At 68.3% G+C, this 14,100-nt stretch carries 14 protein-coding genes; 7 read left to right on the top strand and 7 right to left on the bottom strand.

Translation table 11 applies throughout. The features are described 5' to 3' along the window. Positions 1-179 precede the first annotated feature (179 nt). Positions 180-1,247, bottom strand: coding sequence for a CmpA/NrtA family ABC transporter substrate-binding protein (locus ACOOHP_RS20830; protein ID WP_420468391.1), 1,068 nt, complete (start codon positions 1,245-1,247; stop codon positions 180-182). Further along, the gene (locus ACOOHP_RS20825; RefSeq protein ID WP_420468763.1) at positions 1,244-1,804 is read right to left on the bottom strand and encodes an ANTAR domain-containing response regulator; all 561 of its coding nucleotides are present in this window, start codon (positions 1,802-1,804) and stop codon (positions 1,244-1,246) included. Before ACOOHP_RS20825 ends, ACOOHP_RS20830 begins: the two co-directional genes overlap by 4 nt. Before the next feature lie 362 nt (positions 1,805-2,166). Here ACOOHP_RS20825 and ACOOHP_RS20820 point away from each other — a divergent pair, with 362 nt between their 5' ends. The 7 genes from ACOOHP_RS20820 to ACOOHP_RS20790 all read left to right on the top strand — a co-directional run bounded on the left by ACOOHP_RS20820 (position 2,167) and on the right by ACOOHP_RS20790 (position 10,400). Next, the gene (locus tag ACOOHP_RS20820) at positions 2,167-2,763 is read left to right on the top strand and encodes an ANTAR domain-containing response regulator (protein WP_420468390.1); all 597 of its coding nucleotides are present in this window, start codon (positions 2,167-2,169) and stop codon (positions 2,761-2,763) included. Beyond that, positions 2,760-4,160 carry an ABC transporter substrate-binding protein gene (locus ACOOHP_RS20815; RefSeq protein ID WP_420468389.1) on the top strand — a complete coding sequence of 467 codons (1,401 nt, stop codon included), beginning with the start codon at positions 2,760-2,762 and terminating at the stop codon, positions 4,158-4,160. The genes ACOOHP_RS20820 and ACOOHP_RS20815 overlap by 4 nt, the downstream gene beginning before the upstream one ends. Before the next feature lie 181 nt (positions 4,161-4,341). Continuing rightward, the gene (locus tag ACOOHP_RS20810) at positions 4,342-6,156 is read left to right on the top strand and encodes a hypothetical protein (protein ID WP_420468388.1); all 1,815 of its coding nucleotides are present in this window, start codon (positions 4,342-4,344) and stop codon (positions 6,154-6,156) included. Beyond that, complete coding sequence (locus tag ACOOHP_RS20805) at positions 6,153-9,053, top strand: tetratricopeptide repeat protein (protein ID WP_420468387.1); 2,901 nt, start codon at positions 6,153-6,155, stop codon at positions 9,051-9,053. The genes ACOOHP_RS20810 and ACOOHP_RS20805 overlap by 4 nt, the downstream gene beginning before the upstream one ends. After that, positions 9,037-9,747, top strand: coding sequence for a tetratricopeptide repeat protein (locus tag ACOOHP_RS20800; RefSeq protein ID WP_420468386.1), 711 nt, complete (start codon positions 9,037-9,039; stop codon positions 9,745-9,747). The genes ACOOHP_RS20805 and ACOOHP_RS20800 overlap by 17 nt, the downstream gene beginning before the upstream one ends. Next, complete coding sequence (locus ACOOHP_RS20795) at positions 9,744-10,058, top strand: hypothetical protein (protein WP_420468385.1); 315 nt, start codon at positions 9,744-9,746, stop codon at positions 10,056-10,058. The genes ACOOHP_RS20800 and ACOOHP_RS20795 overlap by 4 nt, the downstream gene beginning before the upstream one ends. A 24-nt stretch (positions 10,059-10,082) precedes the next feature. Then, on the top strand, positions 10,083-10,400 hold the full coding sequence (locus ACOOHP_RS20790; RefSeq protein ID WP_420468384.1) for a hypothetical protein: 318 nt from the start codon (positions 10,083-10,085) through the stop codon (positions 10,398-10,400). Positions 10,401-10,481: 81 nt separating this feature from the next. Here the strand turns inward: ACOOHP_RS20790 and ACOOHP_RS20785 are convergent, their stop codons facing one another. From ACOOHP_RS20785 to ACOOHP_RS20765, 5 genes are all read right to left on the bottom strand, one after another. Further along, complete coding sequence (locus ACOOHP_RS20785) at positions 10,482-11,483, bottom strand: FAD:protein FMN transferase (protein WP_420468383.1); 1,002 nt, start codon at positions 11,481-11,483, stop codon at positions 10,482-10,484. 102 nt (positions 11,484-11,585) lie between these two features. Next, positions 11,586-11,843 (bottom strand): hypothetical protein, encoded by a 258-nt coding sequence (locus ACOOHP_RS20780; protein ID WP_420468382.1) that lies wholly within the window; start codon positions 11,841-11,843, stop codon positions 11,586-11,588. 105 nt (positions 11,844-11,948) lie between these two features. Then, positions 11,949-12,815: a PepSY domain-containing protein gene (locus tag ACOOHP_RS20775; RefSeq protein WP_420468381.1), complete on the bottom strand. Its 867-nt coding sequence runs from the start codon at positions 12,813-12,815 to the stop codon at positions 11,949-11,951. A 7-nt stretch (positions 12,816-12,822) separates the two neighbouring features. Beyond that, on the bottom strand, positions 12,823-13,359 hold the full coding sequence (locus tag ACOOHP_RS20770; protein WP_420468380.1) for an FMN-binding protein: 537 nt from the start codon (positions 13,357-13,359) through the stop codon (positions 12,823-12,825). A 228-nt stretch (positions 13,360-13,587) separates the two neighbouring features. Further along, on the bottom strand, positions 13,588-14,058 hold the full coding sequence (locus ACOOHP_RS20765) for a group I truncated hemoglobin (RefSeq protein WP_420468379.1): 471 nt from the start codon (positions 14,056-14,058) through the stop codon (positions 13,588-13,590). Positions 14,059-14,100 lie beyond the last annotated feature (42 nt).

Genomic DNA, 14,100 nt, shown 5'->3' with positions numbered 1-14,100 from the left:
ACCACGCATCAAGCTCAGAGCAAGCAGCGTGCCGGGCCAAACGCCATCTCCGGGGCGGATTGCGCACAAAGCTGGCGCAGATCGATCGTCATCCGCACAAATGCGGTGCACTGCAATGGCCAGCACACCGCCGCCGCTGCCGCTGCGACCCGCCTGCGGTGCCGGAGTGGCGCTTGGGGTCATTGCGCCCAAGGTTGCAGAACATGGGTCGCCAGCGCCCGCGCCTGCCCGTGCAGTCGCAGCCGATAGCTGGCCCGCACGGTGTCTTCGATATCCGGCGTGACGCGGATCTGGCCCCAGCGCTGCATCTGCGCCAGGAACCAGCGCGCGTCGTCGTGATGGGGCTGCAGAGTCTGCCCGGCTCCGAAGATGAATTGCGGCCCGAGTGGATCGGCGCCGTCGTCGCTCAAGGCGGCGCGCACCGATTCGGCCGGGGTCGCCAGCAGCCGGGCGTCGATCAGCATCTGCGCGGCGTCGGCGCGATGGCCGGGCAGTTCCAGCCAGCGTCCGGCCTCGATCAGCGCCGCCACCATCGCCAGGTGCGCAGCCGGATTGTGCGCAGCCCAGGTCCGGGTCACGCCGAGCACCTTTTCGGCGCAGCCGGGGCGGATCGTATGGGTGGCCAGCAGCCGGCGGCCAACGCCTTCCAGTTCCGCCGCCATGCCCCAGGGCGCGCCGACGCAGCAGCCGTCGATACGATGCTCGCGCAGATGCTGCAGGACCTGCGACGGCGGAATGACGACCAGGCGCACATCGCGGTCGGGGTCGATCCCCGCAGTCGCAAGCCAGTCGCGCAACAGATAATGGTGCGTGGAGAACGGGAACACGTGTGCAAACACGCGCCGGCCGCGACCGGCGGCGCGGTCGCGCTCGACGACCCGGCGCAGCGCCCGGCCTGCGGCAGCCGGATCGGCGCCGGCGGCGTCCATCTGCGCGTAGAGCGGCGCAGACACCGTAATGCTGTTGCCGTTGCGCGACAGCGCCAGTGCGGTTTCCATCGGTACGCCCAGGCGATCTGCGCCCAGGTTGGCGGCCAGGGGCATCGGCGCCAGCAGTTGCGCGGCGTCGATCTGCCCCAGCGCAAGCTTGTCGCGGATGCCCGCCCATGACGCTTCCACGCACAGCGTCACGTCCAGGCCCTGGCCCTTGAACAAACCCAGTTCGCGTGCGACCAGGAACGGTGCAGCATCCGCCAGCGGCAGCATGCCGATGCGAACCTTGCGCGTCCGCGACGTGGCGACGCTCACAACAGCTCCGCGGCGGCGATCAGCGAGCGCGCCACCTCGCCGAGCCGGATATTGCGGTCCATCGCCATTCTCCTCAGCGTTTCGTAGGCGGTGTTTTCGTCCAGGCCCTTGCGCTTCATCAGCAGGCCCTTGGCCTTTTCCACGTCGCGGCGGTCGGCGAGCTTCAATTTGGTGCTGGCCAGTTCCTGTTTGAGGCCCTGGAACTCCTGGAAGCGGGCGATGGCCACTTCGATCACCGGCTGCAGGCGGCCCGGCGTCATGCCGTCCACCACATAGGCGGATACCCCGGCCCGCATGGCGCGGCGGATGGTTTCGGAATCGGAGTTCTGCGCAAACAGCACGATCGGCCGCGGCCGGTCGCGCGAGATCTGGCCCAGCGACTCCAGGGTGTCGCGGCTCGGGCTGTCGACGTCGATCAGCACGATGTCCGGATGCAGATGGTCCACAGCGCCGAGGATGTCGTCGGTGTCCAACAGGCGCCCCACCACCTGATGTCCGCCCGCACTCAGGGCAGCGTCGAGCTGCCGCATGCGGTCCTGGTTGTCGTCCACAAGCATGACGCGCACGGGTGTCGCTGCCTCAAGGAGTCCTGCGGCGATGCCGAGCAATAAGCATGCCCTGCGAAGGTGCATCGAATCCGCGCCGGGCTCATGGCATGCCTTTCGCATATCCCGTCGTGGATCAAGCGAGGCAGCGCCGCCCCGCTCTTGCCAATCCAGAAAGCGGATGGCTACAGGTCAGGTCCTCAGGACAGCAGCGTCCTCTGTGCAAGCAGTGGGCGTTTTTTTGTTTCTGGAGGAGCCGGCGTTGATCGCCTGCAGGACCGACCGAATGCTGGACACCGATATCGATGGCTATCTGCAATGAACGGGCGCAAACCGCGGTCTTCACGCAACGGCCAGGCGCCAGCAGGCCAGCCGTGAGCCTGCGCGTGATGTTGGTCGACGACGACGATGCACGTGCGGCATTCGTCACCCAGGCCCTGCTGGCCACCGGCAACGACGTGGTGGCGCGGTTGTCGTCTACCGAAGATTTGCTCGCGGCAGTGCGTCGCGTACAGCCCGACGTGGTGCTGGTGGACATGGACAACCCCGCGCGCGACGTGCTCGACAACTGCGCGGCGGTAACCCAGCAGGTGCCCAGACCGATCGTGTTCTTCGCCAACAACGCCGACCCCGACACCATCGCCGACGCCGTTCGTGCCGGCGTCAGCGCCTACGTGGTGGATGGCCTGAGCGAGCCGCGGCTGCGCCCGATCCTGGACGTGGCCATCGCGCGGTTCCGCGAACACCAGAAGCTGCGTCACGAGCTCGACGACATGCGCACGCGCCTGGCCGACCGCCGCGATGTGGAGCGGGCCAAGGCCACCCTGGCCAAGCTGCGCAAGCTCGATGAAGCGGCGGCGTATGCCCTGCTCCGGCGCAGCGCCATGACCCGCCGCATCACCATCGGCGAAGCAGCGCGCACGGTGCTGGCCGCCGCCGAACTGTTCGATACCCATGAAGACGGCACATGAGCACACCGACCCGGCCGACCGTGACGCTGTCGCATACGGGCACGGCAGGCGTGCGACCGCTGGCGGCAGCGATCCATCCGCTCGCGGCCTCAAGGGTGGGCGCCAGTGAGCGCCCGGCACACTCGTTCCCGCCTGCCGATGCGTGGGCCGATGGCGAGCGTCGCGCAGTACCGGGTGCGGCGGTGAAAGTGCCGCGATTCTTTCAGGCCGAACTTCGGCAGCTCACCATCGGCTACATGCCCTTGCTGGATTCCGCACCGCTGCTGTGGGCGGCCCACCGCGGTTACTTCCATTCGCAGGGACTGGCGGTCAATCTGGTGCGCGAAGTGTCCTGGGCTAGCCTGCGCGATCGCCTCGCCTACGGCGCGCTGGATGCTGCGCAGTGCCTGGCGCCGATGCCGGTGGCCGCCACCCTGGGGGCCGACGGCGTCGGCGTGCCGCTGATGACCGGCCTGTGCCTGTCGCAGGGCGGCTCCGCAATCACGCTGTCGCGCAGCGTGGCGCAACGCATCGGCTTCACCGCTGGGATGGCGCCGCTGGACAGCGCGCATGCAGTGGCCCGCTTTGTCCGCGACGGCGGACGCCTGCGCCTGGCCCACGTTTTCGCGTTCTCCATGCACCATTACCTGCTGCGCGACTGGCTCGCCCTGGGCGGCATCGAGGAGAACGATCCCAACATCGAGTTTCGCGTGGCACCGCCGCCGCAGATGGTGCGTCTGCTCGAAAGCGGTGCAGTGGACGGCTTCTGTGTCGGCGAGCCGTGGAACACCGCCGCCGTGCGCGGCAATCTCGGCGTCATCGTCACGCCGACGCGCGCGATCTGGGACGGCGGTGCCGACAAGGTGCTCGGCGTCACCTGCGAATGGGCCGGGCGCTACCCGCAAACCCATCGTGCGGTGATCGTTGCGCTGATGCTCGCCCTGCGCGACCTCGCCACCCAGGACGTCGCCCGCGAACTGGCCGGCCTGCTGATCAAGCGCAAGGTACTGTCGGTGCCCGAAGCCTGGATCGAAAGCGCCTTGCAGGGGCCGGACGCAACCAGCGCACCGCGCTTCGCAGTCGGACTCAACGCATTCCCGAGGCGCTCGCAGATGATGTGGTGCGCGCTGCAGATGCTGCGCTGGCGCCAATGGGCGCGACCGGTTTCTCTGCAATCGGTGACCTCGCAGGTGTGCGACGGCCGCGCGTTCGAGGATGCCGCCAGCGCTCTGAGATTTCCGCTGCCGGCGGTGGATTCGGTACGCGAAGGCGCCGGACCGGTGGCACTGGGAATGGACGGCTCCACCATCGAGACCCGCTTCATCTCCGGTGGCGAACTCGATCCGGCGCACCCTGCGGCGTATCTGACCGAACGCGGCTGGATGCCCGAAGCGGCGGACGCCGCAGTGCGTGGTTAACCGGCGCATTCAGGGTGCCCGTCCGTGGCACGGCCTTTGCAGTTTTGAACTGAAGTTTCCCGGGTCATCGCAGACCTTCGCCTCGCGGCCACCGTCGTCCGCCCCATGGCAGTTCGCTCGCGTGTCGCTCCGGATACCGCCGGACCGGACACGACAAACCGCCCGCGTGGCAGGTCGTCCGATGCAGCTCATCCGTCCTTTCTTTCGCCTGCTTCAACCCGCGTTTCGACCCGCGGCGATCGCGTTGTCGATCGCGGTCGGCGCCAACGCGCTCTGCGTCCCCGCCGGAGCGGCGCTGCCGCCGGAATGGGTCGAGCAGGTGCTGGCGCTGGATCAAAGGGTCTACGCGCTCGAGCGCGACGCCCTGCCCTCGCAGCACATCGACTTCACCGTATTCGTCGGCAACCAGCGCGACGAGCTGCGACTGCGCCGGATCAAGCTGCGCATCGGCGATCAGGCGCCGGTGGCATACGATTACTCGCAGACCGAGTGGGAAGCGCTGGCAGCCGGCGGCGTGCACGCGGTGTGGAGCGGCAGGCTGGCGCCGGGCGAGCATCGTCTGCAAGTGGAGCTCTACGCGCGCGAACTCGATCCCACGCGCAACGACAAGCAGATCATTCATCGCATCGATCAAGCCGTCGCCGTCGGCCCCGCCACTGCGCTGGAATTGTCGTTGGCGCAGCGCCGTTTCGGTTCCAGCGAACTGCAGCAAGTGCCGTGGAGCGACACCGGCGTGCTGACATCGACCACTGAAAACAACGCACATCCTTGGCTGCGCGCCGGCCAGTTCTGGGTGAACGCGCAGAAACCCTACTTGGCCGCGCGGCAGTTCAGGCGTCTGCAGCTGCGCCACGCCGGTGCGCCGTGGTCTTCCGAGGCCAACGCACTGGCCGCCACCGCGGTGCGCGCACTGTCGTCTGCACCGGTTCCCGCGGCTGCGGAGCAGGCGGCAGTGGAACAGCTCAACGCCGCGCTGGCGACGCTAGCCAGCGGCAATGCACAGCCCCTGCAACTGCTCGCGGCGGCCGAGGCGCAGGGCGAAACCGCCTGGATGCGCCGCGATCACGCCAATCTTGCGCTGGGTTACCACGTGCTGGCCGGCGGCGATGGTGAGGGCGCACGCGCCTACCTGGCCCAGGTACGCAGCCCCGGCCCCTACGGCAATCTCGGTTTGCTGGGATTTGGCTGGTCGTTCGTGCAGGTCCCGGCAGAAACCGCAGCCGAGGACGGCGTTGCCGACGCGTCGCTGCTGCCGACCCGGCCACCACCGTCGTTCGTCACGGCGGCCCATGCTCCGCGTCTGCGCCACACCGAAGCGCGGCGCGAAGCCTTGCATCGGGCGCTGGTGCCCTGGACCGAGCTGGTCGGTCGCGACGCGATCGACCCGGCTGCGCAGGAAGGTGCACTGGCGCTGGCCTGGGCGCTGGAAGAACTCGACACCGGCGCTCAGGCGCAGGACTACTACCGCCGCGCCGCGACCCTGCTGGAGCGCGCCCGAACGCAGTTGCAGCAGGCGACGACTCAGGCGCGCAGCGGCGAGCTGGCGCAGATGGTGGCGGTCGGTATGGGCGACAGCACCGGCGGCTGGCGGCACTGGCTATCGGATCTGCTCTACGACGACGACACCCGCTATCTGATGTACCTGCTGCTGGAACCGGAGTTCGTCGAAGCGATGGATCGCTATCGCGGTCCGCGCGCCCTGCAGGAAGCATTGCTGGACAGCCGGCGACGGCTGCAGGGCCTGGGCACCGACGACCCTCGCGGCGCGGCGCTGGATGCCGAATTGCGCGCTGCGCTCGATCGTCACGCCGCGATCGAAGCGGCCGCGCGAACGCAGATGCAGAACGTGGCGCTGACGCTGCTGCAAGCCTGGTCGCTGCGCACCGAGCGCTATCTGGCAGAGGCCCGCTTCGCGCTGGCGCGCCAGTTCGACTACGGCCTGGAACCGGAAGTGGAACTCAAGCGTGAAGCTGCGGCGGCGGAGAAAGCCTCGTGAGCGCGCGGGCATGGAAGTCGGCCGCGGCCAGACGGATCTGCGCCTGTCTGGCGCCGCTATGGCTGATCGGGCTCAGTGGTTCCGCCGATGCCGCGCGCAACACTCCCTCCACCGTGGGGCAGATCGCGGAGAGCAACGGTCTTACCGAGGACGGCTGGTTTCGCGTGCGCACGCCGAGCATCCTGCGCGTGGAAGTCGGCGATCTGGTACCCGGCGACGCCCGTGCCGCCATCGAGCAGTACGACCTGCTGCTGCAACTGCCGCCTGCGGCCATCGAGCCCAACATGCGCGCCGAAGCCCTGCGACGCGCTTCCGATCTGCGCGTGCAGCTGGCCGATCAGGACAGCGCCGACGGCCAGGGCTTTCATGTCAGCGAGGTGCGCCGCGCCATCGCCGACTACCAGCGCCTGCTGCACGATCACCCCGGCTATCCGCACAATGATCGCGCGCTCTACCAGCTCGCTCGCGCGCATCAGCTGGTGCAGGAAACCGAACCCGCGATCATGGCGCTGACCACGCTGGGCACCCGGCATCCGCATTCGCAACGCGCTGCCGATGCCTGGTTCCGCGCCGGCGAGATGCTGTTCGTGCGCAAGCGCTTCGACGAGTCCGAGCGCGCCTATGCCGGCGTGCTGGCGCTGGGACCGCAGGCCGCCTACTACGAACTGGCGCAGTACAAATACGGCTGGTCGCTGTACAAGCGCTCGCAGTTCGAGCGGGCAGCGCAGGTGTTTCTGGCGATCCTGGATCGCGATCTGCCGGCCGGCATCCTGGAAGACGGCGCAGCGGCGCTGGCAGCGGTGGACCGCGACAAGTCGGACCGCGCGCAGGAGTCGCTGCGCATGGTGGCACTGTCGTTCGCGGCGCTCGGTGGCGGTCCTGCGCTGAACCGGCATCTGGCCGACGGCACACCCGGATCGGGGGTGTCGCGCATGGAAAGCCTGCTCTATGCCGAACTCGGGCAGGTGCTGCTGCAGCAAGAGCGCTACACCGAAGCCGCCGGCACTTATCTGGCTTTCACCGAACGGCACCCGGCGCACCCGCGCGCGCCCGAGTTTCACGCCCATGCCATCGGTGCCTTTCGCAGTGGCGGATTCGGCGCACTGGCCCTGGAAGCGCAGGGACGCTACGCAGAATGGTACGCGCCCGATGCCGGCTACTGGGCTCAGCGCGAGCCGGACACCGTGGTCCTGGCCGAGGTGCGTCGCTACCACGATGAGCTCGGCCGTCATCATCAGGCCATCGCGCAACAGGCTCGCGATCCCGCGGCCCGGCAGGCCGGCTATCTGCAGGCGGCGCAATGGTATCGACGCACCTTGCAGCGCTTTCCGCAGGATCCGCAGACGCCGCAGACCAGCCTGTTGCTGGCCGATGCGCTGCTCGAAGGCGGACGCACCGAAGACGCCGCGCGTCAGTACGAGGCCACCGCCTATGAATTGCCCGCGCACGCGCAGGCGCCGGTTGCCGCGTTTGCCGCGGTGCAGACCTGGCATCGCCAGCTGCAGGCCGCTCGGGGTCCTGCCCGCGATCAGGCCCAGGTCGCCGCCATTAATGCCGCGCTCAAGCTCGCCGAAACCTTCCCCGATCATCCGCAACGCGCGCAGGTGCTGATGGCGGCGGCCGAGGGCCAGTTCGCGCGCGGGCACGTCGAGGACGCCATCGCGACCTCGGAGCAGGTGCTGGCCGCGCCGGCCGCGCCCGAGCCGCAGCGCGCTGCGTTGAACCTGATTGGCGATGCGCATTTTTCCCAGGCCCGCTACGCGCAGGCCGAGACCGCGTATGCGCGGCTCGCTGGCACCGCCGGTGCCGGCGCCGGTGCGCGCCAACTGGCGGTCGAGCAGCTCGCCGCCAGCGTCTACAAGCAGGGCGAAGCGGCGCGCAACGACGGCGATCAGCTCGCCGCCGCCGGACATTTCGAGCGGGTGGCACAGGTGGCACCCGGCGCCAGCATCCGCGCAGCTGCCGACTACGACGCCGCCGCCGCCCTGCTGGTGCTGGAGGACTGGCCGCGCGCGGCCGTCGCGCTGGAACGCTTCCGCGAGTTCCATCCGCAGCACCGCCTGCTGGCAGACGCCGACAAGAAGCTGGCACTGGCGTACGAAAAGGGCGAACAGCCGGCGCGCGCGGCGGCGGTGTATCAACGCGTGGCGCAGCGTGCCGACGAACCGCCGGAAGTGCGCCGCGTCGCCGCCTGGACCGCCGCGACGCTATACGAGCAGGCCGGCATGGCGGCGCAATCCTTCAACGCTTATCTGGCCTATGTGAACGGCTACCCGCAGCCGCTGGACCCTGCGATGCAGGCCCGCTTGAAATTGTCGCAACTGGCGATGACCGCGCAGCGCGATCCGTCAGCCCACCAGTACTGGCTGCAGCAGATTGTGACCGCCGACAGCACCGAGGGCGGCGTGCGGTCGGACGCGGTGCAGCGCATTGCCGCACAAGCCAGCCTGGAGCTGGGACGCCTGCAAGCCGCGGCAGCAGCGCGGCTGGCCCTGCGCATGCCGCTGGAGCGCAGCCTTGCCGCGCGCAAGGCCGCCACCGAAACCTCGGTGCGCAGCCTGGAGCGCGCCGCCGCCTACGGCTACGCCGAGATCACCAGCGCCGCCACCTTCGAGCTGGCCACGGTTTACGCCGATTTCGGTCGCGCACTGATGCAGTCCGAGCGCCCGGCGCAACTGGCCGGCGACGCGCTGGAGCAGTACCACGTCCTGCTCGAAGAGCAGGCCTATCCGTTCGAGGAAAAGGCGATCCAGGCGCACGAAGTCAACCTGTCTCGCGTGCGCAAGGGGATATGGAACGACGCCATCGGCAGGAGCGTGGCGGCGCTCGGCCAACTCTCACCCGCCAAGTACGGCAAGCAGGAACGACGCGAGGCCTCGTATGACGAACTCCACTGAACACACCCCCGGCGTGATCCGTCGGGGACTGCGATCCCTTCTGATCGCCGTCGCGGCGCTGAGTCTGGCGGCCTGTGCCGCGCCCGGCCCGGCCAAGCGGGGCGGCGACCAGGTGCGCACCGCGGTACGCGCCGATGCCCCCGCAATTCGCAACGGCGCCGACGACTCCGCCGACGTCGCCGCCAAGGGAGACCCGGATCAGCGCTTCCAGCAGGCACTGGCGCTGATGAAGGCGCGCCAGATCGAGCCGGCACAGGCCGCATTTCTGGAGTTGTCGCGCGACTACCCGGAGTTCTCGGGGCCGCTGACCGATCTCGGCATTCTGTATGCGCAGGGCAGCCAGCTGTCGCTGGCGGTGGCAAGCCTCAGCCGCGCGGTCGCGCTCAAGCCGGATAACGAGATCGCGCACAACTGGCTGGGCACCCTGCATCGCGAGAACGGCGATTTCATGCGCGCCGAGCAGGCCTACCAGGCAGCCATTGCAGCCAAACCGGGTTATCCGCAGGCCCATCTGAATCTGGCGATCCTGTATGACGTCGCCCTGCACCGGCCGCAGCAGGCACTGCAGGGCTATCGCCAGTATCAGCATCTCAGCGGCGGCGACAGCCTGATCGTCGAAGCCTGGATCCGCGAGCTCGAAACCCGACTCGATGCCGCGGCGACCGCCACCGAAGTCGCCGGGGCCGCGCCGTGAAGATCAGCGTTGCGCGTCGCTGCGTGGCGCTGGCCGCAGCGGTGCTGGGCTGCATCGCCGCGGCACCCATTGCTGCCGACGATGCGTCGCCCGCGGCGACGGCCGGCACCACCGTCGTCGGCGAACAGGACGCCGCGGTCGGCCTGTTTCTGGCGCCGTGGAAGAACGAGTCGCGCAGCGAACTGGATCGTCCGCCCGGCTTGCTCGATCCCGACTTCGCGCCGGTGGACGCGGTCGGCTACGCAAGGTCCGCCGAGCACTACGCCAGCGGTCGTGCCTACCGCGCCGAACGCCTGCTGCGCGCTCGCTGATTTTTCCATCCACGAGCACCCGCCATGGCGAACTCGAAGTTCCCGTTACTTTCCGCCGCCTGCCTGACGCTCGGCATCGCAGGCCCCGCGCATGCCGCTTTCGACATTCTCGGCTGCGCCACACGCGCCAGAGAGGCGATCACGCCCAGCGACCCCCTGGACTGTCATGGGAAAGAGGGCGCATTCGAATCCACGTTGGTCGACCTGTACGGCCAGGGCTGGCGCCTGATCGATGCCGAATATTTTGCCGGTGACGAGCCGGTGTTCTACCTCGAGCGCGCCATCCCGGCTGTCGCCGTGCCCGCGCCGACGCAGAAAGACGACCCTGCCGAGCTCCCCTGACCTTGTCCGCGGCGGCCGCTCCCGGTGGATCGGCAGCTGGATTGCCGCCGCGGCGCTGCCCTCGTCAACTCCGGGTCCCGGTCAGCCCACCGAGCGGATCTGCGTGCCGTTTTCGGGGCGGATGCGCTTGGCCAGATGCGCGGTGGCCTCCACCTCGCCGTCCTCGTTGACTGCGAGCACATCGGCCAGACCCAGCTTGCGCGCCATCTGCGGCCAGTGCTGTCGTCCGGCGACATACAGGGCGGCGCCGGCGGCCTCGGCCAGGGTGCCGTCGGCGTGAACCACCGTCAGCGAGCGCAGTCCGCTCGCCGGGCAGCCGGTGGCGGGATCGAGAATATGCGCGTAACGCCGGCCGTCGACCTCGAAGTAGCGCTGATCGTCGCCGTGCGTGTTCACCGCTTCGTCGTGCGCCATCAGGGTAGCGACCAGCCGCGGCGATAGCGGATCGGAACGGGGATCGCGAATGCCGATGCGCCAGGGATTGTCTCCGCGCGCACCGCGCGCAGCCAGGTTGCCGCCGGCGTCGACCACCGCATCCGGGAAACCACGATCGCGCAGCACGTCCAGCGCGGCATCGACGATCCAGCCCTTGCCGATTCCGCCGAAGTCCCACCCGACGTCGGGCGCCGGCCCGTAGGTGGCGCCGCCGTCGTAGGCCGGCGCGGCGCGCAAGGCCTGCAGGTAGTGGCCGACCTGCGCGGGCTCCGGCGGCGTCTGGCGCATCGCCGCCAGATCGTGGAAGCCCCACAGTTGCACCAGTTGTGCGATGCGCGGTTCGTAAAGGCCGCCACTGGCACGACTGATCGCCCAGGCACGCCCGAACAGCACGCGCATGGCGACGGGGATCTCCGCCACCCCACCCTCCGCCAGCCGCCGATTGATCCGCGACAGCTCGCCGTTACCCCACGGCCACCAGTGCTTGCCGAACGTCTGCATCATGCGTTCGACTTCGGCGATGGCCTCGCCGGCCGCTTCGCGACGGCGGCGCGATCCCGGCGCGGACACGCTGACCGAAATCTGCGTGCCCATTGCAAAGAACCCCAGCTTGACCAGGGGCGAGGGCAAGGTCCGCCACATTTTCATCGCGACTTCTCTGCAGCTGGAACCGCGCTCATCGTCGGGGCTGGATGGCGACGGCGTTCATGCTTGCCGCATCCCGCGTGGCGATCCCTTGCCCGTCGTTTTTCAGGGGGCGAAATACTCGTCCTTGCACAGCTTGCCGTCGCCGTTGACGTCACGTGTCGCGAAGCGCTTGTCGAGCTGGCCACCGGGGGTGACTTCGGTCTTGTCCAGACAGCCGTCGCCGTCCTTGTCGACGCCGGGAACGGAGATCTGGTCCAGGGTGATCCGGCCGCTCTGCTCCTGGGCCTGGACCGGGCCTGCCATCCACATCAGCAGGGCGGTGACGATGGCGGAACCTGCAAGGGTCATGTTGCGTTTCATGGTGATGCTCCTTGACTGCATGGACCTACGAAAGAATCGGATCGAACCGCAGTTGCGCGAGCGCCTGGGTTCGGAGAGTTGCCGCCACGGCCCTGGACACGAAGCTCAGGGCTTGCGGCGTCGCTGCGTACGCCACCACATCCATACCCCGCTGACGGCCAGCCAGATCGCCGCAACGCCGACGGCGTTGATCACGTAAACACCGCCGCGACCGAAGATCGCGCCGCTGTGGGCGTCGACCAGAATGTGTTCGAGCGTCACGAACGGCCGCGAAAACGGCAGCAGGCGTTCGCGCTCGGTGGCCGGCAATTCGACCGCTTCCGACCATTGGACCTGCGCCGGGTCCACCGGCGACCAACTGTTGCCACCGTCGGTACTGGCAAAGGCGTCGAGGTCCTGAACCACCAGCGAGCCGGGCTGCGTCGGCAAGCTGCCGATGCGGCGTATCGACGTCAGCGGCAGGATCGGCGCGCGCAGTTCGTCGTAACGCGCGCCGTCTTCGGTCAGCACCGCGACATGCTGGGCGTCGGCGATGAAGATCAACGCCTGGCCTTCGATCGGTCCGGCCACCAGGCCCAGCGGCAGCTTGATCGGCGGCACCACCGGGTTGGCGTCCAGCACTGTGCCCTCGGGGGTCACCGCCATCCAGTGATCGGACGCCTGGAAGCCGGTGGTCGGCGGGGCCGGCTCCAGGCTGTACAACCACATCACCCAACTCCAGTAGATACGGTCGGTGTCGTAGCCCCAGCTCGGGCTCTGGTTGATGAGGATGCCACTCAGCCCCAGCCAGCCCATGAACAGGAAGGCGAACAAACCGGCACGGCGGTGCCAGTCGCGCAGAAACGGCGTCAGGTTGCTGCGCGTCTTGACCGCAGGCACCGGCTTGACCGGCGCGGCTTCAGGCGTTTGCGGCGCGGCGTCGGGCGCGCCGGGGCTGACGGCCTGGGAAGGGGCCATTTCGGTCTTGCTCATCGGCGGATCAGGACGCGATCTGGTCCAGCACCAGCGCCGTCCGCGCCATGCGCTGCATCATCTTCACCGAATAGGTGGCACCGGAGATGTTGTCGACACTGACGTTGAGCGACTCGCCCGCGATGCGTGCGCCCACCAGCTGTTGCAGGAACGAGGGCTGGCCGACCTGTTCGCCGCGCGACTCGCGATAGATCAGCACCTTGGCCTGTTCGATGGCGGCGTCGCGCACCACGAAACCACAGGTGGTCGGCTGATAACCATCCTTGCCCAGTTCGTCGAAGATCCACGCGGTGCGGCCGTCGGCGCGCCAGTAGCGCATGCGCTGCGGCAGCGGCTGGATCAGGCTGGGCACCGCACCGCCCACCGACACCGACTGCGCGACCGGCACATCGGGGCCGAACACTTCCTCCAGGAAAATTTCCGGCCGGATATTGAATTTCCAGAATTGCTCGATTCCGCCACCCACCTGCGCCGACAGGCGCGCGCTGATGCCGGCCAGCGGCAGGGCCAGCAGCGTTTGCAGCAGGCGTCGCCGCGAGGCCATCACGGGCGTCGATGCTTGCGCAATCAGCGCAACAGGAGATGCGGAAGGTTGGGGCCCTGCCATCCACTGGCGGACCCTGCTCGTCAGGGTTCGATTAGTTTTCATGGGGTCATCCGTCAGACAGGTTCGGTCTTGATGTCGGCCAGCCCGCAAACAGAATCGAACCGCTGGGTCGGCGGTCCGATCCTGCCCGTGGCTCGTCCTGGTCGCGGGCCGTACCGTTTCGCCTCAACGCGTGACGATGTCGTCGGTGAACGGGGCCAGGGCGGCAATCACCTGATTGCAGGCGAAGTAATGAATGTTCACCCGCTCGCAAGCGTTGTAGGCGGCCTCGACCACGGCGTTGAACTGCTCCATGTTGATGTTCAGATCCGCGTGCGCGGCGGCCATGCTGGCACCCTGATAGTTGTTGGGACCGCCCAGCACCATGGTTTCCAGCTGCGTGTTGAGAAAGATCTGGCGCTCGGGATTGCCGAACTCCTTGAACATCGGCGCGATGCGCTGATCCAGCAGAATGAAGTGGAACAGCGCCTTGGCCCATTCGTGTACGCCGGCCTCACCGCCGAAATCCTCCAGCGCGCTCGACGACAACCCGAAGATGGGATTGGTCTTCTCCTCGCCGGCGTGCGCGGGCAGCATCGCCGACAGCGCGAGCAGCCCTCCGGCCAGCAAGGGTGCAATCGTTTGCTTGCATGTCATAACAGTCTCCTTTCGATTTGCAGCGGGGAACAACGGGTGCGA

This window comes from Panacagrimonas sp. (assembly GCF_965216805.1).
Classification (GTDB): Bacteria; Pseudomonadota; Gammaproteobacteria; order Nevskiales; family Nevskiaceae; genus Panacagrimonas.
Note: the sequence above shows the minus strand (reverse complement) of the source record. Positions and strands in the feature narration are given on the sequence as shown.

Excerpts from the sequence above, each read along its gene's own strand:
- ACOOHP_RS20785 (WP_420468383.1), bottom strand. The coding sequence starts at position 11,483 with ATGAAAATGTGGCGGACCTTGCCCTCGCCCCTGGTCAAGCTGGGGTTC.
- ACOOHP_RS20790 (WP_420468384.1), top strand. The coding sequence starts at position 10,083 with ATGGCGAACTCGAAGTTCCCGTTACTTTCCGCCGCCTGCCTGACGCTC.
- ACOOHP_RS20780 (WP_420468382.1), bottom strand. The coding sequence starts at position 11,843 with ATGAAACGCAACATGACCCTTGCAGGTTCCGCCATCGTCACCGCCCTG.
- ACOOHP_RS20815 (WP_420468389.1), top strand. The coding sequence starts at position 2,760 with ATGAGCACACCGACCCGGCCGACCGTGACGCTGTCGCATACGGGCACG.
- ACOOHP_RS20800 (WP_420468386.1), top strand. The coding sequence starts at position 9,037 with ATGACGAACTCCACTGAACACACCCCCGGCGTGATCCGTCGGGGACTG.
- ACOOHP_RS20825 (WP_420468763.1), bottom strand. The coding sequence starts at position 1,804 with ATGCTTGTGGACGACAACCAGGACCGCATGCGGCAGCTCGACGCTGCC.
- ACOOHP_RS20770 (WP_420468380.1), bottom strand. The coding sequence starts at position 13,359 with ATGGCCTCGCGGCGACGCCTGCTGCAAACGCTGCTGGCCCTGCCGCTG.
- ACOOHP_RS20810 (WP_420468388.1), top strand. The coding sequence starts at position 4,342 with ATGCAGCTCATCCGTCCTTTCTTTCGCCTGCTTCAACCCGCGTTTCGA.
- ACOOHP_RS20775 (WP_420468381.1), bottom strand. The coding sequence starts at position 12,815 with ATGAGCAAGACCGAAATGGCCCCTTCCCAGGCCGTCAGCCCCGGCGCG.
- ACOOHP_RS20765 (WP_420468379.1), bottom strand. The coding sequence starts at position 14,058 with ATGACATGCAAGCAAACGATTGCACCCTTGCTGGCCGGAGGGCTGCTC.